This is a genomic window from Variovorax paradoxus (genome assembly GCF_030815855.1).
In the GTDB taxonomy this organism is placed as follows: Bacteria; Pseudomonadota; Gammaproteobacteria; order Burkholderiales; family Burkholderiaceae_C; genus Variovorax; species Variovorax paradoxus_M.
The window spans coordinates 4322342-4342194 of sequence record NZ_JAUSXG010000001.1 but is presented as its reverse complement, the minus strand read 5'-3'; the positions used below and the strand labels follow the sequence as shown (position 1 = coordinate 4342194).

Sequence of the window (19853 nt, the reverse complement as noted above, 5' to 3'; positions counted from 1 at the left end):
ATGTGGCTTATGGCACGGGGCGCCGCAAGTTTCTGGCGGGCTTTCGGGGGTATAACCCCGGGGTTCGTCACTGCGAGCACTCCGACATGTGGAGCCGGCGGGCCTCAACCCCCGCAGTGGTTCCCTTGGGAGGAGACACCCAGTGAAAGCGCGTTCCAGTTCGTTCAAGGAGCCAGTCACCGTGAAGAAACCCGCCGCCAAGGCAATGCCAGCAACCAAGTCCACCGCCAGGAAAGCGGTGGCTGCAAAGCCGGCTGTACCCGCGGCAAAAAAGATTTCTTCCGCTGCAAAAGCTCCGGCCCCGAAACCAAAAAGCGCTTCAAAGAAGCCAGCAACGCCATCGGCCAAGGCCGCGACCGTTGCAAAGAAGCCCGTCAAGCCTGCAAAGTCTGCTGCGCCGCCGGTGGCATCCGCCCCGGTCAAGAGTGCAACCAAAACTGCAGTCGCGGGTCTACCGCCATCCAAAACTGTCGGCCGCACTGCTGCCGTTACTTCTGCCCCTCCGATCCCAATGAAAAAAACGGCTGCCGCCTCTTCTTCCGCCACGGCGACACCTTCGATGCCCGCTCAGACCGCCACGCCCGCTCCCGCGCGAGGCGGCCGCGTGTCCCGGCTGTCGCAGCTCACCGTGCCTTCCATGCCGCAATCGGTGGCTTCCACCGCGGCCAAGTCTTCCTTCTCGCAAGCGCCTTCCAATGCGCTGGTGCCGCCGCCCCCGGTCGCAGTGAAAAAAGACCCGAAGCTGGCCAACAACTGGAAAGCCAAGTCGGCTGCCGAACTGACCGACGCCGAGGTCATCGCCATGCCCGATACCGAGTACATGAACGAAAAGCAGATGGCGTTCTTCCGCCTGAAGCTCGTCGAACTCAAGCGCGGCATTCTCGAAAACGCCGGCGAAACCACCGAGCACTTGCGTGAAGACACCGTGGTGGTGCCCGATCCGGCCGACCGCGCCACCATCGAGGAAGAGCACGCACTCGAGCTGCGCACGCGTGACCGCGAACGCAAGCTGCTGAAGAAGATCGAGCAATCGATTCAGCGCATCGATGCCGGCGACTACGGCTACTGCGACGAAACCGGCGAGCCCATCGGTGTCGGCCGGCTGCTGGCCCGCCCCACGGCCACGCTGTCGCTCGAAGCGCAGCAGCGCCGCGAACTCAAGCAGAAGATGTTCGGGGACTGAGCGGAAGGATAGAAGACCCCAGTTCGCCGCGAGATTCCTGTAGATGGCTAAGGAAGAATCGAGCCGCCTCCTCTCCAAGGTGGCGAAGTTCGTCCGCAATCCGCTCAAGGATTGGTCGGAGCTGAATGCGGCCGCCGATTCCACGCTGCCCGACCAGGCCTACAGCCGGGAAATGCTGAAGGAAATGATCGAGCGGCGCCAGCGCAACGATTTCGTGCGGCGGCGCGAGTTCGACATGCTCCGCAAGCTGCGGCAGCGCGAAGCGGCCGCCCATGCCTTCGAAGGAACGGTCACGCCGTCTTCCTTCAACCTGAACACCACCACGGAAAAATCCGAGGGGCGCGCGCTCACGCTCAAGAAGATCGACGAGATCGAAGAGCAGATGTCGCAGCAGTGGTGGAAGGGCCGCGGCCCCAACGGCGAGGTGCTGGCGAATGCGCCGCCCGAAGTGGGCGCCGAAACGCTGCCTCCGCCCATGGACGAGGCCGAGGTGGCCAGCCTGCTCGCGGCACCCGCTTTCAGGGCTGTGCCGGCTGCTGCCGCTGCCGCTGCCGCGGAGATTCCGGTTTCGGCTTCCGCGGCCGCCCCCATTCCGGCCAGCGCGGCGGTCGACGACACCTCGTTGCTCACGGCGCGGCTCGCACGCGACAGCGCGCTGGAAGAGGCGGTGATCCGTTTCGCACATGGCGACGACACCGGGGCCGAGGCGATTCTTCTGCAAGCCCTGGCCTCCGAGACCGCGGGCGCCGAGGGCCACCATGCCGCCGCCGAGCGCGATGAGACGCGCTGGCGCGCATTGTTCGACCTGTACCGCGCCACCGGCGACGCGACCCGATTTGCCGCTGCGCGCATGCGCTACGCACAGCGCATGAAGCGCATGGGCCCCGACTGGGTGCCGCTCGACGAGTTGGCGCGCGACGTGCAGGCGGTCGCCGCCAGCCAGCACGCCGAGCTGGTTTCGGCGGGAGCCGACTGGACCAGCCCCGCACGCCTGTCGCGCGACGGGCTGATGAATCTCACGCGTGCGTTGTCGCAGGCCGGCTCCATCTGGACGCTCGACTGGCGCGCGCTGGCCGCCGTCGAGGCCGAGGCCGTCTCGCCGCTGCGCGTGCTGTTCACCCATTGGGCGGATTCGCCGGTCAAGCTGCGCTTCATCGGGTCGGAAAAACTTCTTGCCGTGCTGGCCGAGGCAACGCCCAACAACGAGCGCCGCACCGAAGACGTGTGGTGGCAGCTGCACCTTGCAACGCTGCGCATGATGAACCTGCCGGACGGCTTCGAACTGGTGGCGCTCAACTACTGCATCACCTACGAGGTGTCGCCCCCCGCCTGGCAGGACCCCAAGGGCGAGTGCGCCACGATTGCGGCGCCAGAGCCGAGCCGTTCGGGTGCGGGCTCCGTGTGGTCGCTGTTGTCCGTCAACGGCGAATCGGACAGCTTTCTGTCCGCCGACAGCGGCTTTGCCGCGCTGGCCGGCGACTTGCGCGGCGAGGCGCATTCGAGCCTGCAGCGGCTGGACACCGATTTGCGCAACACCACCGCCCCGGTGATTTCATGCGCGGCACTGCTGCGCATGGACCTTGCCGCCGCCGGCACGCTGCTGAGCTGGGTGCGCGCGCGCGATGCCCAGGGCGAGCGGGTCCAGTTCGTGGACGCCCACCGCCTCATTGGGGCGCTGTTCGACCTGGTCGGCATTGCCGACCACGCCACGGTGGCCGTCCGGAAGAACTAGCCCGCCGGTGACTTGGGGCGCATGGGGTTGCATTGCCCCACGGCATCCCCAGATGGCTTCGATGGAACAGTTTCACGGCACCACCATCGTGAGCGTGCGCCGCAAGACTCCCCAGGGCGACCAGGTCGCCATTGGCGGGGACGGGCAGGTCACTCTCGGCAATATCGTCATCAAGGGCACGGCGCGCAAGGTGCGGCGGCTCTATCACGGCAAGGTGCTCGCGGGCTTTGCCGGCGCCACAGCCGACGCCTTCACGCTCTTCGAGCGCTTCGAGGCCAAGCTTGAAAAGCACCAGGGCCATCTGACCCGCGCCGCGGTCGAGCTCACCAAGGACTGGCGCACCGACCGCGTGCTGCGCAAGCTCGAGGCCATGCTGGCCGTGGCCGACGCTACCACCTCGCTCATCATCACCGGCAACGGCGACGTGCTCGAGCCCGAGGACGGCGTGATTGCCATCGGTTCGGGCGGCGCCTACGCGCAGTCGGCGGCCAAGGCGCTGATCGACAACACCGACCTCACGGCGGAGCAGATTGTGCGCAAATCGCTCGCGATAGCCGGCGAAATCTGCATTTACACGAACATGAACCACACGGTGGAAGCGCTCTGACCATGTCCATGACCCCGCAGGAAATCGTCTCCGAGCTCGACAACCACATCGTCGGACAGCCGGCCGCCAAGCGCGCCGTGGCCATTGCGCTGCGCAACCGCTGGCGCCGCCAGCAGGTCGAAGAGAAGCTGCGCACCGAGATCACGCCCAAGAACATCCTCATGATCGGCCCCACGGGTGTGGGCAAGACCGAAATCGCGCGCCGCCTGGCACGGCTGGCCGATGCGCCGTTCATCAAGGTCGAGGCCACCAAGTTCACCGAGGTGGGCTATGTGGGCAAGGACGTCGATTCGATCATTCGCGACCTGGCCGAAATCGCCGTCAAGCAGACGCGCGAGGCCGAGAGCGCCAAGGTGCGCGCCCGCGCGGAAGACGCGGCCGAAGACCGCATCCTCGACGTGCTGCTGCCGCCCGCGCGCGGGGCCGATGGCGGCGCACCCGCGCTGGACGGCCCCAACCCCACCCGGCAGGCCTTCCGCAAGAAGCTGCGCGAGCACCAGCTCGACGACAAGGAGATCGAGCTCGATCTCGCCGAAACCCGTGCACCGCTCGAAATCATGGGTCCGGCGGGCATGGAGGAAATGACCGAGCAGTTGCGCGGCATGTTCGGCCAGCTCGGCGGCGGCAAGCGCAAGACGCGCAAGCTCAAGATCGCCGAGGCCATGCGCCTCCTGATCGATGAAGAAGCCGCCAAGCTGGTCAACGAGGACGAGATCCGTACCCAGGCCATCACCAATGCCGAGCAGAACGGCATCGTCTTCATCGACGAGATCGACAAGGTCGCCACGCGCAGCGAAGCCCAGGGCTCCGATGTGTCGCGCCAAGGCGTGCAGCGCGATCTGCTGCCGCTGGTCGAGGGCACGGCTGTCACCACCAAGTACGGCGTGGTGCGCACCGACCACATGCTCTTCATTGCGAGCGGCGCGTTCCACCTCAGCAAGCCGAGCGACCTCATTCCCGAGCTGCAGGGGCGCTTTCCGATCCGCGTTGAGCTGCAGTCGCTCTCGGTGCAGGACTTCGAAAGCATCCTCACCCAGACGCGCGCGTCGCTCGTGAAGCAGTACCAGGCGCTGCTCGCGACCGAAGGTGTCACGCTCGATTTCACGCCCGAAGGCGTCAACCGCCTCGCGACCATCGCCTTCGAAGTGAACGAGCGTACCGAGAACATCGGCGCCCGCCGTTTGTCCACCGTGATGGAGCGGCTGCTCGATGAGGTAAGCTTCGACGCGGCCCGTATCGAAGGACAGACCATCCGCATCGATGCCGCTTACGTCGACCAGCGCCTTGCGGCACTAAGTCACGACGAAGACCTTTCGCGCTTCATCCTCTGAAGCCGCCTTGCGGCCCCTGTAACGGGGCCGCGCTTCACGCATCACATTCACTGCGTGAGCTAAGTGCTTAATTCTCAACGAAATTCACTGGTTTCCAGCTTTGGAAATCAGCGCTAAGTCGTTGATTCCATTACAAAAAATACCACCAACGGCCAGTTGCGCGTGAAGTGTTTCCTGCTACAGTGCAAAAAAGTGCAGTTAAGTGGGAAAAGTGCGGGTAGTGCCTCTTTCGGGTGCTGCGGCATTCCCAATACAAGGGTTCTGGTCGTGTTTCAAGGCGCTTCATCGCTCAGTCTGGATGCCAAGGGGCGGCTCTCCGTGCCGACCCGGCATCGTGACGTCCTGAGCGCGACGGCGAACGGCCAACTCACGATCACCAAGCATCCGCACGGCTGCCTCATGGTGTTCCCCCGCCCCGAGTGGGAGAAATTTCGCGACCGCATCGCCGCGTTGCCGATGTCGGCACAGTGGTGGAAGCGCGTATTTCTCGGCAACGCCATGGACGTCGAGATGGACGGTACCGGCCGCATCCTCGTTTCGCCCGAACTGCGTTCGGCCACGGGCATTGCACGCGAGACGCTGCTGCTGGGCATGGGCAATCATTTCGAACTCTGGGACAAGGCCACCTACGAAGCCAAGGAGGCCGAGGCCACCCAGGGCGAGATGCCCGATGTGTTTCAGGACTTCGCGTTCTGAGGACTCGTGTGAACACTCCATGGATTCACACCACCGTCTTGCTGAACGAAGCGGTGGAAGCCCTTCTTTCAGGCAGCACGGCGGCGGCCGGCACCTACGTGGATGCGACCTTCGGGCGCGGCGGGCATGCGCGCGCCATTCTTGCGAGGCTGGCACCGGAAGGCAGGCTGATCGCATTCGACAAGGATGCGGAAGCGGTGGCCGAAGCAGCGCGCATCTCGGATGCGCGTTTTTCCATCCGGCACCAGGGATTCCGTTCGCTGGGCGAATTGCCCGACGCCAGCGTGGCGGGTGTGCTGATGGACCTGGGCGTGAGTTCGCCGCAAATCGACAACCCGGTGCGCGGCTTCAGTTTTCGTTTCGACGGCCCGCTCGACATGCGCATGGACACCACGCGCGGCGAGAGCGTGGCCGATTGGCTGGCAACGGCCGAACTTCAGCAGATTGCAGAGGTGATCCGTGACTATGGCGAAGAACGGTTTGCTGTTCAGATTGCAAAGGCGATTGTTGCTCGCAGACAAGAACGGGGCGCAATTTCAACCACCACCGAACTGGCCGAGCTCGTGGCTGGCACGGTCAAAACCCGCGAGCAGGGCCAGAACCCTGCAACGCGCACATTTCAGGCTTTTCGGATTTTCATCAACGCCGAGCTTGAAGAGCTGCAACAGGCGCTAGAGGCGAGCCTTTCCGTGCTGCAGCCCGGCGGCCGGCTCGCGGTGATCAGCTTCCACTCGCTGGAAGACCGCATCGTGAAGCAGTTCATCGCCAAGCACTCGAAGGAGGTCTACGACCGCCGCGCGCCGTTCGCCGCCCCGAAGGTGATGAAGCTGCGCGCGCTCGAGCGCATCAAGCCGTCCGACGACGAAGTGCGTGGCAACCCGCGCTCGCGCAGCGCCATCCTGCGCGTGGCCGAGCGCACGGAAGCTGTTTGACATGGCGCGCCTCAACCTGCTCCTGCTGCTGGCCGTCATTGCGACGGCGCTGTACCTTGTGCACACGCAGTACCTGTCGCGCCAGCTGTACACCGAACTCGACCGCTCGCAGCAGGAAGCGCGGCGGCTCGAGCTCGACCACGACCGGCTGCAGGTGGAAAAGCGCGCGCAGGCCACGCCGCTGCGCGTGGAGAAGCTGGCCAAGGAGCAGCTCCAGATGCGCACCACCACGCCGGCCATCACGCAGTACGTGCGGCCCGACGGCACGGTGATTCCGGCCGTGGTGGCGCCGCCCGCGCCCGCCGTGGCCACGGGCCCGGCGCCGAAACCGGTCGCGAGGGCCCAGCGATGAGCGCCGCGCCGGGCCGTCCCAAGCAAGCTCGCTCCCGCTCGGCGGGAAGGCGCGCAGCGCCAAGGGTGCACCAATGAGCCGTCGCAGCGTTCGTTACACCACCAGCCCCTTGCTCGCGAGCAAGACGCCGGTCTGGCGCAGCAAGTTCATCGTGGCCGGCATCGCCTTCGGCTTCGTCGTGCTGGCGGGCCGGGCCGCGTACGTGCAGGTCTTCAACAACAGCTTTTTCCAGCGGCAGGGCGAAGTGCGCTTTGCGCGCACGCTCGAACTGCCGGCCAACCGCGGGCGCATTCTCGACCGCAACGGGCTCATCCTGGCTTCGAGCGTGGTGGCGCCGAGCATCTGGGCCATTCCGGAAGACATCGAGCGCGACGACCCCGAGGTGCGGGCCAAGCTCAAGCAGGTGGCCAAGCTGCTCGAGATGTCGCAGAAAGACTTCGACAAGAAGCTCGAGGACGAGGACAAGACTTTCGTCTGGATCAAGCGCCAGGTCGATGAGCCCATCGCCAAGCAGATCGCCGCGCTCAACCTCAAGGGCATCTACCAGCGCAAGGAATACAAGCGCCAGTACCCCGAGGGCGAGGCCGCCGCGCACGTGGTGGGCTTCACCAACGTCGAGGACAACGGGCAGGAGGGCATCGAGCTCTCGTTCAACAAGGACCTCGCCGGCAAGGCGGGTTCGCGCCGCGTCATCAAGGATCGCCTGGGCCGCGTGGTCGAGGGCGTGGGCGAAACCGTGCCGCCGGTCGACGGCAAGGACATTCAGCTCAGCGTCGACAGCAAGGTGCAGTTCTTCGCCTACCAGAAGCTGCGCGACGCCGTGACCGCGCGCCGTGCCAAGGCCGGCAGCGTGGTGGTGCTCGACGCCGTGACCGGCGAGGTGCTGGCGCTGGCCAACTACCCGAGCTACGTGCCCGACAAGCGCCAGAACCTCACCGGCGAGCAGCTGCGCAACCGCGCGCTCACCGACACCTTCGAGCCCGGCTCGACCATGAAGCCAATCACCGTGGCCATGGCGCTGGAGGCCGGCCGCGTGAAGCCGTCCACCCTGATCGAAACCTCGCCCGGCCGCTTCCAGATGGGCGGCTTCACCATCAGCGACACGCACAACTACGGCACGCTCACGGTCGAGGGCGTGATCCAGAAGTCGAGCAACGTCGGCGCGCTCAAGATCGCGCAGAAGATGTCGCCGCACGAGATGTGGGACACCTACACCGCGCTCGGCTACGGCCAGAAGCCGCAGATCCAGTTCCCCGGCGCGGTGACCGGCCGGCTGCGCCCCTGGAAGACCTGGAAGCCGGTCGAGCAGGCCACCATGGCCTACGGCTACGGCCTGTCGGCGTCGCTGTTTCAAATGGCGCATTCGTACACAGCGTTCGCGCACGACGGCGCCATCATTCCGGTCACGATCCTCAAGAACACGGAGTCGCCCCCGGGCGTGCGGGTGTTCTCGCCCTCGAACGCGCTGGCGGTGCGCAAGATGCTGCAGATGGCCGCGGGGCCGGGCGGCACCGGCACGCGCGCGCAGACCATCGGCTATTCGGTGGGCGGCAAGTCGGGCACGGCGCACAAGCAGGTTGGCAAAGGTTACGCGAGCAACAAATATCGCGCGTGGTTCACCGGCATGGCGCCGATCGAGAAGCCGCGCATCATCGTCGGCGTGATGATCGACGAGCCGAGCGACGGCCAGTATTTCGGCGGCGTGGCCGCCGCGCCCGTTTTCAGCGAAGTCGTGCAGCAGACCCTGCGCATGATGAACGTTCCGCCCGATCTCGCGGTCAAACCTCTGGTGGTGACGCAAGGCGTCGACGAGAGCTTCTGAGCATGCTGACACTCACTTCCCCCCAACTTGCCGCGCTCTGGCTCCAGGAGCGCGTGCAGGGCGCGCTGCATGCGGACAGCCGGCCGGTCGGGGCCGGCGACGGCTTCGTCGCGTGGCCCGGCGCCGCAACCGACGGGCGCAAGCATGTGGCGGCCGCGCTGGCGCAGGGTGCGGCGGCCTGCCTGGTCGAACACGAGGGCGTGGACGCCTTCGGCTTCGATCAGGGCGAGTTCAGCGACCGCATTGCGAGCTACCCCGGCCTCAAGGCTGCCACGGGCCCGATCGCCTCGGCCTTCTACGGCAACCCCTCGGCCGCTCTCGAAGTGCTGGCCGTGACGGGCACCAACGGCAAGACGTCCACCGCATGGTGGCTCGCCGAAGCGCTTTCCACCTTGACCGTGCCCGGCGGCGTTCGCGCGCTGCGGCTCGACGGCACCGCCGAGCGCGGCGTGCCGTCGCCCTGCGCGGTCATGGGCACGCTGGGCATCGGCGTGCCGCCGGAGCTCACCTACACCGGCCTCACCACGCCCGACCCGGTCATGATGCAGCGCGAGCTGCGCGCGCTCGTCGAGCGCGGGTTCGGCGCCTGCGCCATCGAGGCGTCGTCGATCGGCATTGCCGAACGGCGGCTCGACGGCGCACAGATCGCGGTGGCGGTGTTCACCAATTTCACGCAGGACCACCTCGACTACCACGGCAGCATGGAGGCCTACTGGCAGGCCAAGGCGGAGCTGTTTCGCTGGCCCGGGCTGCGCGCCGCGGTGATCAACATCGACGACGTGCATGGCGCCAGCCTGTGCGCGAACCTGATCGAAGCCGGGGTCGGCGCGCTCGACGTCTGGACCGTGTCGGCCGCCGGCTCGCCCGCGCGCCTCATGGCGCGCGACATCGGCTACGACGCGCAGGGGCTGCAGTTCTCGGTGGCCGAGCACGGCACCGATTCCGTGGAGCGCATCTCGACCGGACTGATCGGCCAGTACAACGTGGCCAACCTGCTGGGCGTGCTCGGCACACTGCGTGCGCTGGGACTGTCGCTGGCGCAAGCCGTCGCAGCCTGCGCCAGCCTCGGCAGCGTGCCGGGCCGCATGGAGCGCGTGAACGCCGCCGACGCAAACGCCGATGCGCCGCTGGCGGTGGTCGACTATGCCCACACGCCCGATGCCCTCGACAAGGCGCTGGCCGGCTTGCGTCCGCTCGCGCAGCAGCGCGGTGGCGCGCTCTGGTGTCTGTTCGGCTGCGGCGGCGACCGCGATCCGATCAAGCGTCCGATGATGGCCGCGGTGGCCGAGCGCCAGGCCGACCGCGTCATCATCACCAGCGACAACCCGCGCAGCGAAAACCCCGACGCGATCATCAGCCAGGTGCTGCTCGGCCTTTCGCGCCCCGAAGCAGCCCAGGTGCAGCCCGACCGCGCGGCCGCCATCGCCGACGCCATTGCGCAGGCGGCGCCGCAAGACGTGGTGCTCATCGCCGGCAAGGGCCACGAAGCCTGGCAGGAAATTGCAGGCCAGCGCATTCCGTTCTCCGACCGGACCCATGCGCTCGGCGCCCTTGCGAAGCGAGGTGCCGCATGAGCGATTCGATGCCGATGATGTTCACGCTCGCCCAGGCGCAGCAATGGATTCCCGGTGCTCGCCTGGTGGGCGACCCCGAAACCGCCATCGCCCGCGTTCACACCGACACCCGCACGCTCGCCGAAGGCGACCTGTTCGTGGCGCTCAAGGGCGAGCGCTTCGATGCCAACGAGTTCCTGGCCGATGCCAAGGCTCGCGGCGCCGTCGCCGCCATTGCGCACCATGGCCTGGAGGCCGCTGGCCTGGCGGGCCTCGAGGTGCCCGATTCGCTCGCCGCGCTCGGAGCGCTGGCCGCACGCTGGCGCGCGCAGTTCGACCTGCCGCTGATCGCCGTCACAGGCAGCAACGGCAAGACCACGGTCACGCAAATGATCGCGGCCATCCTGGTCGCGTTCAGGGCCGACCGCGCGCTGGCGACGGCCGGCAATTTCAACAACGAGATCGGCGTGCCGCTGACGCTGCTGCGCCTGCGCGCGAAGCACCAGCACGCAGTGGTCGAGCTGGGCATGAACCATCCCGGCGAGATTGCACGGCTGGCTGCCCTTGCGCGCCCGACCATCGCGCTGGTGAACAACGCCCAGCGCGAACACCTGGAATTCATGGCCACCGTCGAAGCGGTCGCGCTCGAGAACGGTGCCGTGTTTTCATTCTTGCCGGAGGGCGGCACCGCGGTGTTTCCGCACGGCGACGAGTTCGCCCCGCTGTGGTCCGACATGGCGCACAACGGCGCATCGCGCCGCTGCATGACTTTCGGCGAGCCGGCCGACGCCGACATTTCGCTGGTCCGCGCCGACTGGCAGCAGGGCGCCTGGCAGGTCGGCATCCGCACGCCGATCGGCGATTTCGATGCGCGTCTGCACATCGCGGGCCGGCACAACGTCGTGAACGCGCTTGCGGCCACCGCATGCGCACTCGCGGCCGGAGTTTCGCTCGACACCATTGCCGCTGGCCTCACGGCCTTCACGCCGGTGAAGGGCCGCTCCAAGGCGAGCGAGGTCGTGCTGGCCGGCGGGCATTCGCTCACGCTGGTGGACGACAGCTACAACGCCAACCCCGATTCCGTGCGCGCGGCCGTCGAGGTGCTGGCGGCATTGCCGGGCCCCCGCCTGCTGGTGCTGGGCGACATGGGCGAGGTCGGCGACCGCGCACCTGAATTTCATGCCGAGGTGGGCGACTGGGCGCGGCAGCGCGGCATCGAGGCCGTGTACGCCCTGGGTGCCGAAACCGCGCACAGCGTCGCTGCGTTCAACGGTAGCGGCAACGCCGGCCGGCATTTCCAAGACGCCGATGCGCTCAACGCCGCGGTGCTGGCGCGGCTGCCGCAGGTCGCGAGCGTGCTCGTCAAGGGCTCGCGCTTCATGAAGATGGAGCGGGTGGTGCAAGCCATCGAGCAGTCACAACAACAAAAGGAGGCCGGTCATGACGCATGAGCCGCGCAAGACAACATGCTGATGAGCCTGGCCCAATGGCTGCAAACACTTTCGCCCGAGTTCGGGTTCTTGCGCGTTTTCCAGTACCTCACGTTCCGCGCGCTGATGGCCGCGCTGACCGCGCTGGTGGTCGGCCTGGTGGCCGGCCCCTACGTGATCCGTCGCCTTGCCGCGCTCAAGATCGGCCAGCCGGTGCGCGGCTACGGCATGGAAACGCACCTGACCAAGAGCGGCACGCCCACCATGGGCGGTGTGCTGGTGCTGTTTGCCATTGCCTTTGCCACGCTGCTGTGGTTCGACCTGTCGAACCGCTTCGTCTGGATCGTGTTGTGGGTCACGATGGGCTTCGGCGCCATCGGCTGGGTCGACGACTGGCGCAAGGTGGTGCGCAAGGACCCGGAAGGCATGCGCTCGCGCGAGAAGTATTTCTGGCAGTCGGTGGTCGGTTTGATCGCCGGCTTCTACCTGCTCTTCAGCATCTCGGAAAGCTCGAACTGGCGCGTGCTGCAGCTGTTCTTCGCCTGGGTGCAATCGGGCTTCGACCTCGACTTTCCGCCGAAGATCAACCTGCTGGTGCCCTTCTTCAAGGAAGTGAGCTATCCGCTCGGCGGCATCGGCTTCGTGGTGCTGACCTACCTGGTGATCGTGGGCGCGAGCAACGCGGTCAACCTGACCGACGGCCTCGACGGCCTGGCGATCATGCCGGTGGTGATGGTGGGTTCGGCACTGGGCGTGTTCGCGTATGTCACGGGCAGCGCCGTGTATTCCAAGTACCTGCTGTTCCCCAACATCCCGGGTTCGGGCGAACTGCTGGTGTTCTGCTCGGCCATGGCCGGCGCGGGCCTGGCGTTTCTGTGGTTCAACACCCATCCGGCGCAGGTCTTCATGGGCGATGTGGGCGCGCTCGCGCTCGGCGGCGCGCTGGGCACCATCGCGGTCATCGTGCGCCAGGAAATCGTGTTCTTCATCATGGGCGGCATCTTCGTGGTCGAGGCGATCTCGGTGATGGCACAGGTCATGTACTTCAAGTACACCAAGAAGCGCTACGGCGAGGGCCGGCGCGTGCTCAAGATGGCGCCGCTGCACCACCACTTCGAGAAAAGCGGCTGGCGCGAAACGCAGGTCGTGGTGCGCTTCTGGATCATCACGATGCTGCTGTGCCTCGTGGGCCTTTCAACGCTGAAGCTGCGGTAACGGGCACATGCGACACCTGAAAGACCTCCCCGTATTGATCCTCGGCCTCGGTGCGTCCGGGCTGGCGATGGCACGCTGGTGCGCACGCCACGGCGCGCAGGTGACCGTGGCCGATACGCGCGAGGCGCCTGCGGCGCTGGCAACACTCCAGGCCGAACTGCCGGGAGTGACGTTCGTTGGCGGGCCGTTCTCGGCCGCGCTGATTGAAGGCACGCCGATCCGCGCCGTCTACCGCTCGCCGGGCCTGTCGCCCGCGACCATCGCGCCGGTGGTCGATGCAGCACGGGCCGTGGGGCTGACGGTCGGCGGCGAGCTGGATCTTTTTGCGCGCGCGCTGCTGGACCTGCGGACGGTCGAGGTGCCGGTGGTCGAAGCCGAGCCCGAGCCCGAGCCCGAGCCGCAAGCAGTGGTCGAGCCCGCCGCGGAAGTGCCCGTGCAAGCCGCGGAGCCTGTTGAAGCGCAGCGCGAACTGGCGCTGGGCGCCGAATCGGTCGACGCGGAAACGGTCGAGACTGCCGAAATCTCTGAGGCGGTAGAGATCATCGATCCGGTCGTGCCCGCTGAAGTGTCTGAGGCGCTTGAAGCCGTCGGAACACCCGAAGCTCCGGTCACGGCCGAAGCCGCGGAAGCACCGGCCGAGCCCGAAGCCGAACCCGCGGTGCCGCCCGCCATGGCCGAAGCCATGCCGCGCGATCCGTCGCTGAGCGTTCCGGTGACGCCGCCTGCGGAAGAAGCCGCGCCCGCCGACGAAATCTCCACGGCAGAGCCTGCGCCCGCCACAGAGACCGGGGCAGAGATTCCCCAGGTTGCCGCCGCGCCGGCCGCCCCCACCACCGGCTCCAGGCTGCCGGCCACCGGCAAGCCGTACGTTCCCACGGCTGCCAGGGAGGCTGCGGACTTCGTCGCCAAGATCGCCGAGATCTCCGCCAATAACCCGGCTTCCGCCGCAGTGGAGGAAGAGCCGACGGCCCAGCTGCCGCTGGTGCCGATCGAAGAACCTCCGGCGCCGAAGGGCTACACCCCCGCGGTGCTCGCCATCACCGGCACCAACGGCAAGACCACCGTCACCGCGCTCACTGGCCAGCTGGTCGAGCGCGCGGGCAAGACCGTGGCCGTGGCCGGCAACATCGGCCCGACGCTGCTCGACACCCTGGCCGCGCACATCGACGCCGAGACGCTGCCTGATGTCTGGGTGCTCGAACTCTCTAGCTTCCAGCTCGACGGCGTGCAGGGCTTCGAGCCCACTGCCGCAACGGTACTCAACCTCACGCAGGATCATCTGGACTGGCATGGCGACATGCCGGCTTACGCATCGGCCAAGGCGCGCATCTTCGGCGCGCGGGGCCTCATGGTGCTGAACCGCGACGACCCGGGCGTGATGGCGATGCTGCCTGCGCCCGTCCGCGTGAAGCTGCAGCGCCCGCAGATCCGCACCCACGTGACCTTCGGCAGCGCGATGCCGCTGCGCCCGGGGGACTACGGCATCGAGCGCGTCAACGGCATGACCTGGCTGGTGCGCGCGTTGGAAGCCGACGAGACGCAGAAGCGCAAGCGCGGCGCGGTGGTGGAAGAAGAGATCTTCCTTCAACGCCTGTTGCCCGCCGACGCGCTGCGCATCCGCGGACGCCACAACGCCTTGAACGCATTGGCGGCGCTTGCGCTCGCCAGCGCCGCCGACTGTCCGCTCGGCCCCATGCTCTACGGCCTGCGCGAATACCGCGGCGAACCGCACCGTGTCGAACCGATTGCGCTGGTGGACGACGTCGAATACTTCGACGACAGCAAGGGCACCAACGTCGGTGCCACGGTCGCAGCCCTGAGCGGGCTCGGCGAAGACCGCCGCGTGGTCGTGATTCTCGGCGGCGAAGGCAAGGGCCAGGACTTCGAGCCGCTCGCCGCACCGGTGCGCCAGCACGCGCGCGCCGTGGTGCTTATCGGCCGCGACGCGCCGCTGATCGAGCAGGCATTGGCTTCCACCGGCGTTTCGCTGATGCATGCCGCTTCGATGGAAGAAGCCGTGAACCTTGCCGCCGCGCGCGCCAATCCCGGTGATGCCGTGCTGCTGTCACCGGCCTGTGCGAGCTTCGACATGTTCAAGGACTACGAACATCGCGCGGCCGTGTTCCGCGAGGCCGTGCAGACGCTCGCGGACAACCCGCGCGAAGCCGCCTCGTCGAACGATGCCGACTTCTCTTCGGGAGGCACGGTTTGAACACCGCAGCCGCCGGCGCCACGCCCAATACCAAGCCAAGCCGTTTCGGCGGCTGGTTCGGACGCGCGCGCAGCGGCATCGACGCCTTGCCGATGCACCTGCCGGTGCGGCTGGGCGGTGCCGGCGTCACGCAGACCAAGGCCACGCCGATGCGCGTGCTGGGTTTCGACCAGGCGCTGGTCTGGGTGACCGTCGCGCTGCTCACCTGGGGGCTGGTGATGGTGTATTCGGCGTCCATCGCGCTGCCGGACAACCCGCGTTTCGCGCGTGCGGGCTACGGGCCCGTGTTCTTCCTTACGCGGCATGCGGCTTCCGTTGCGTTTGCGTTCATGGCGGCGCTGCTGGCCTTCCAGATTCCCATGAAGACCTGGGAGCGGGCCGCGCCCTGGCTCTTCGTGGCTTCGCTGCTGCTGCTGGTGGCGGTGCTCATTCCGCACATCGGCATCAACGTCAACGGCGCGCGGCGCTGGCTGCCGCTGGGCTTCATGCGCTTTCAGCCGTCCGAACTCGCCAAGCTCGCGATGGTGCTCTACGCCGCCAGCTACATGGTGCGCAAGATGGAGATCAAGGAGCGTTTCTTCCGCGCCGTGCTGCCGATGGGCATTGCGGTGGTGGTGGTCGGCATGCTGGTGATGGCCGAGCCCGACATGGGCGCCTTCATGGTGATCGCCGTGATCGCCATGGGCATCCTGTTCCTCGGCGGCGTGAACGCGCGAATGTTCTTCGTGATTGCCGCGCTGGTGGTGGTGGCCTTCGGCACCATCGTCGCGACCAGCCCGTGGCGCCGGGAGCGCATCTTCGCCTACCTCGACCCGTGGAGCGAAGAGCATGCGCTGGGCAAGGGGTACCAGCTTTCGCACTCGCTCATTGCCATCGGCCGCGGCGAGATCTTCGGCGTAGGCCTGGGCGGCAGCGTCGAGAAACTGCACTGGCTGCCCGAAGCGCACACCGACTTCCTGCTGGCCGTGATCGGCGAAGAGTTCGGCCTGGTCGGCGTTCTGCTGATCATCGGCATGTTCCTCTGGCTCACGCGACGCGTCATGCACATCGGCCGCCAGGCGATTGCGCTGGATCGCGTGTTCTCGGGCCTCGTCGCACAGGGCGTGGGCGTGTGGCTCGGCTTCCAGACCTTCATCAACATGGGCGTGAACCTCGGCGCACTGCCGACCAAGGGCCTGACCTTGCCGCTAATGAGCTTCGGTGGTTCGGCCATTCTGATGAACCTGGTAGCCCTGGCAGTTGTGTTGCGTATTGATTATGAGAATCGCGTCCTGATGCGCGGAGGCCGCGTATGACCGGGCGCACCGCACTCGTCATGGCCGGCGGTACGGGCGGCCACATCTTTCCGGGACTCGCCGTGGCCGAGGCCTTGCGCGAGCGCGGCTGGCGCGTCCACTGGCTGGGCGCGCCCGGCAGCATGGAAGAAAAGCTGGTGCCGCCGCGCGGCTTCGTCTTCGAGCCGGTTCAGTTCGGCGGCGTGCGCGGCAAGGGGCCGCTCACGCTGTTCCTGCTGCCGCTGCGGCTTCTGCGCGCGTTCTGGCAGAGCCTCGGCGTGGTTCGCCGCGTCAGGCCCGACGTGGTGGTGGGTCTCGGCGGCTACATCACCTTTCCGGGCGGCATGATGAGCGTGCTGCTCAACAAGCCGCTCGTGCTGCACGAACAGAACTCGGTCGCGGGCCTCGCCAACAAGGTGCTGGCAGGCGTGGCCGACCGCGTGTTCACGGCCTTTCCCAATGTGCTGAAGAAGGCGCAGTGGGTGGGTAACCCGCTGCGCGCGGCGTTCACTTCGCAGCCCGATCCGGCCGTGCGTTTCGCGGGCCGCAGCGGGCCGCTGCGCCTGCTGGTGGTCGGCGGCAGCCTGGGTGCCAAGGCGCTCAACGCCGTGGTGCCGCAGGCGCTCGCGCGCATCGAACCCGGCACGCGTCCGCAGGTGCTGCACCAGAGCGGCGCCAAGCAGATCGACGAGCTGCGCGCCAACTACGCGGCAGCCGGTGTCGAGGGCGAGCTCACGCCGTTCATCGAAGACACCGCGCAGGCCTACGCCGACGCCGACATCATCGTCGCGCGCGCCGGGGCCAGCACCGTCACAGAAATCGCGGCCGTCGGCGCAGCAGCGCTGTTCGTGCCTTTCCCCTCGGCGGTCGACGACCACCAGACCACCAATGCGCGCTTCCTCGTCGATGCGGGCGGAGGCTGGCTGGTGCAGCAGACCGACCTCACACCTGAATTGCTGGCTGACTTGCTACAGAAAACCGGGCGCACCGCGCTGATCGAACGGGCCGCCAAGGCCAAAACCATGCAGAAGACCGACGCGGTGGAAGCGGTCGTCCGCGCCTGCGAGGAGCTTGCCAAATGAAGCACGCAATTCGTCATATTCACTTCGTCGGCATCGGCGGCTCGGGCATGAGCGGCATCGCCGAAGTGCTGCTGAACCTGGGCTACCGCATCACGGGCTCCGACCTGGCCGACAGCGCCACGCTGCGCCGGCTCGCGAGCCTGGGCATCGGCACCTTCGTGGGCCATGCCGCGGTCCACATCGACGGCGCCGACGCCGTCGTGACCTCCACCGCGGTGCAGTCGGACAATCCCGAGGTGCTGGCCGCGCGCGAGAAGCGCATTCCCGTGGTGCCGCGCGCCATGATGCTGGCCGAGCTGATGCGGCTCAAGCAGGGCATTGCCATTGCGGGCACGCACGGCAAGACCACCACCACCAGCCTGGTGGCCAGCGTGCTCGAAGCCGCCGGGCTCGACCCGACCTTCGTGATCGGCGGTCGCCTCAACAGCGCCGGCGCCAATGCGCAGCTCGGCAGTGGCGACTACATCGTGGTGGAAGCCGACGAGTCGGACGCCTCGTTCCTGAACCTGCTGCCCGTCATGGCGGTGGTCACGAACATCGACGCCGACCACATGGAGACCTACGGGCACGACTTCGCGAAGCTCAAGAAGGCGTTCGTCGACTTCCTGCATCGCATGCCGTTCTACGGCGTGGCCATCTTGTGCACCGACGATCCGGCGGTGCGCGACATCGTGGGCGAGGTCACCTGCCCGGTGACCAGCTACGGCTTCGACGAAGGCGCCCAGGTGCGGGCGGTCGACGTACGGGCGGTGGGCGCGCAGATGCATTTCACGGCGCAGCGGCGCAACGGCGTCACGCTGCCCGACCTGCCCGTCGTGCTGAACCTGCCGGGCGAGCACAACGTGCGCAATGCGCTCTCGGTGATTGCGGTGGCGGTGGAGCTCGGTATTCCCGACGAAGCGGTGCAGCGCGGGCTGGCCGGCTTCAAGGGCGTGGGCCGTCGCTTCCAGAGCTATGGCGATGTCGCCGTGCAAGGACAGGCAGGCGCGGATGCCCCGGGCACTTTCACCGTGATCGACGACTACGGGCATCACCCGGTCGAAATGGCCGCGACCATCGCCGCAGCGCGCGGCGCGTTCCCGGGCCGCCGGCTGGTGCTGGCCTTCCAGCCGCACCGCTACACCCGCACGCGCGACTGCTTCGAAGATTTCGTCAAGGTCATCGGCAATGCCGATGCGGTGCTGCTGGGCGAGGTGTACGCCGCGGGCGAGCCGCCCATCGTGGCGGCCGACGGCCGCTCGCTGGCGCGCGCGCTGCGCGTGGCCGGCAAGGTGGAGCCGGTGTTCGTCGACGACATCGGCGCGATGCCGCAAGCCATTGTGGACAACGCGCGTGCCGGCGACGTGGTGCTTTGCATGGGCGCGGGCTCCATTGGCGCCGTGCCGGGCAAGGTGGTTGAAATTGCAGCCGCGGCGTTGCCGCCGCAACCAGAGCGCAGTGCGCGCAAGGGGGAGGCATCATGAGCCTTCAGGATCCAAAACAATTCGGCAAGGTGGCCGTGCTGTTCGGCGGTAGTTCGGCCGAGCGCGAAATCTCGCTCTTGTCCGGCAACGGCGTGCTCGAGGCACTGCGCTCGCGCGGCGTCGATGCGCATGCCTTCGATCCGTCCGAGCGCGATCTCGTCGAGCTTCGGCGCGAAGGTTTCGCGCGCTGCTTCATCGCGCTGCATGGCCGGCATGGCGAGGACGGCACGGTGCAGGGCGCGCTCGAGCTGCTCGGCATTCCCTATACCGGCTCGGGCGTGATGGCGTCGAGCGTGGCCATGGACAAGGTCATGACCAAGCGCATCTGGCAAGCCGACGGATTGCCGACACCCAAGTACGTGCGCCTGGCTTTCGACCAGCAGAGCCGCGAACAGGTCATGGCCGTGCCCGATGTGCTGGGCCTGCCGCTGATCGTGAAGCCGCCGCGCGAGGGCTCGTCGATCGGCGTGACCAAGGTCGAGGGCTATTCGCAGATGCAGGACGCCGTGGCGCTTTCCGCGAAGTACGACGCCGACGTGCTGTGCGAGGAATTCATCGAAGGCGAGGAAGTGACCTGCGCCGTGCTGGGCCAGGGGCTCGATGCACGCGCGCTGCCGGTGGTGCGCATCGCCGCGCCCGAAGGCGCGTACGACTACCAGAACAAGTACTTCACCGACGACGTGAAGTACCACTGCCCGAGCGGCCTGCCCCAGGCCGAGGAGCACGAGATCCAGCGCATCACGCTGGCCGCGTACCACACGCTCGGCTGCCGCGGCTGGGGCCGCGCCGACGTGATGATTCGCGCGAGCGACCGCAAGCCTTTCCTGCTCGAGATGAACACCTCGCCCGGCATGACCAGCCACTCGCTGGTGCCGATGTCGGCGCGCGCATCGGGCATTGCCTACGAAGACCTGTGCCTGCGCGTGCTGGCCTCGGCTTCGCTGGATGCCACGGGAGGAGCGCAATAGC

At 67.2% G+C, this 19853-nt stretch carries 16 protein-coding genes; all 16 read left to right on the top strand.

Annotated elements, in window-relative coordinates; translation table 11 throughout:
* The first annotated feature begins 205 nt into the window (after positions 1–205).
* Entirely contained in the window at positions 206–1183 is a 978-nt protein-coding gene (gene dksA / locus QFZ42_RS20830) for an RNA polymerase-binding protein DksA (RefSeq protein ID WP_373423402.1), read from the top strand.
* A 43-nt stretch (positions 1184–1226) separates the two neighbouring features.
* Positions 1227–2915: an STAS domain-containing protein gene (locus tag QFZ42_RS20825; RefSeq protein ID WP_307702787.1), complete on the top strand. Its 1689-nt coding sequence runs from the start codon at positions 1227–1229 to the stop codon at positions 2913–2915.
* 61 nt (positions 2916–2976) lie between these two features.
* Positions 2977–3522 (top strand): ATP-dependent protease subunit HslV, encoded by a 546-nt coding sequence (gene hslV / locus QFZ42_RS20820; RefSeq protein ID WP_026283873.1) that lies wholly within the window; start codon positions 2977–2979, stop codon positions 3520–3522.
* Between the two features lie 2 nt (positions 3523–3524).
* Positions 3525–4853, top strand: a complete 1329-nt coding sequence (gene hslU / locus QFZ42_RS20815) for an ATP-dependent protease ATPase subunit HslU (protein ID WP_307702786.1) — start codon at positions 3525–3527, stop codon at positions 4851–4853.
* A 267-nt stretch (positions 4854–5120) separates the two neighbouring features.
* Positions 5121–5549 (top strand): division/cell wall cluster transcriptional repressor MraZ, encoded by a 429-nt coding sequence (mraZ, locus tag QFZ42_RS20810; protein WP_307702785.1) that lies wholly within the window; start codon positions 5121–5123, stop codon positions 5547–5549.
* An 8-nt stretch (positions 5550–5557) separates the two neighbouring features.
* Positions 5558–6481, top strand: a complete 924-nt coding sequence (gene rsmH / locus QFZ42_RS20805; RefSeq protein ID WP_307702784.1) for a 16S rRNA (cytosine(1402)-N(4))-methyltransferase RsmH — start codon at positions 5558–5560, stop codon at positions 6479–6481.
* A 1-nt stretch (position 6482) separates the two neighbouring features.
* Positions 6483–6833, top strand: a complete 351-nt coding sequence (gene ftsL, locus QFZ42_RS20800; protein WP_307702783.1) for a cell division protein FtsL — start codon at positions 6483–6485, stop codon at positions 6831–6833.
* A gap of 73 nt (positions 6834–6906) precedes the next feature.
* Positions 6907–8655, top strand: a complete 1749-nt coding sequence (locus QFZ42_RS20795) for a peptidoglycan D,D-transpeptidase FtsI family protein (RefSeq protein WP_307702782.1) — start codon at positions 6907–6909, stop codon at positions 8653–8655.
* A gap of 2 nt (positions 8656–8657) precedes the next feature.
* A complete protein-coding gene (locus tag QFZ42_RS20790; RefSeq protein ID WP_307702781.1) occupies positions 8658–10229 on the top strand; it encodes a UDP-N-acetylmuramoyl-L-alanyl-D-glutamate--2,6-diaminopimelate ligase in 1572 nt (523 codons plus the stop codon).
* A 14-nt stretch (positions 10230–10243) separates the two neighbouring features.
* Positions 10244–11659 (top strand): UDP-N-acetylmuramoyl-tripeptide--D-alanyl-D-alanine ligase, encoded by a 1416-nt coding sequence (locus QFZ42_RS20785; protein WP_373423401.1) that lies wholly within the window; start codon positions 10244–10246, stop codon positions 11657–11659.
* A gap of 15 nt (positions 11660–11674) precedes the next feature.
* On the top strand, positions 11675–12853 hold the full coding sequence (gene mraY / locus QFZ42_RS20780; protein WP_258504042.1) for a phospho-N-acetylmuramoyl-pentapeptide-transferase: 1179 nt from the start codon (positions 11675–11677) through the stop codon (positions 12851–12853).
* Positions 12854–12860: 7 nt separating this feature from the next.
* Positions 12861–15065, top strand: coding sequence for a UDP-N-acetylmuramoyl-L-alanine--D-glutamate ligase (murD, locus tag QFZ42_RS20775; protein ID WP_307702779.1), 2205 nt, complete (start codon positions 12861–12863; stop codon positions 15063–15065).
* A complete protein-coding gene (ftsW, locus tag QFZ42_RS20770; protein WP_307702778.1) occupies positions 15062–16360 on the top strand; it encodes a putative lipid II flippase FtsW in 1299 nt (432 codons plus the stop codon). Before murD ends, ftsW begins: the two co-directional genes overlap by 4 nt.
* The gene (gene murG / locus QFZ42_RS20765) at positions 16357–17421 is read left to right on the top strand and encodes an undecaprenyldiphospho-muramoylpentapeptide beta-N-acetylglucosaminyltransferase (protein WP_307702777.1); all 1065 of its coding nucleotides are present in this window, start codon (positions 16357–16359) and stop codon (positions 17419–17421) included. The genes ftsW and murG overlap by 4 nt, the downstream gene beginning before the upstream one ends.
* The gene (gene murC, locus QFZ42_RS20760) at positions 17418–18884 is read left to right on the top strand and encodes a UDP-N-acetylmuramate--L-alanine ligase (RefSeq protein WP_307702776.1); all 1467 of its coding nucleotides are present in this window, start codon (positions 17418–17420) and stop codon (positions 18882–18884) included. Before murG ends, murC begins: the two co-directional genes overlap by 4 nt.
* Positions 18881–19852, top strand: coding sequence for a D-alanine--D-alanine ligase (locus QFZ42_RS20755; RefSeq protein WP_307702775.1), 972 nt, complete (start codon positions 18881–18883; stop codon positions 19850–19852). Before murC ends, QFZ42_RS20755 begins: the two co-directional genes overlap by 4 nt.
* Position 19853: the final 1 nt, after the last annotated feature.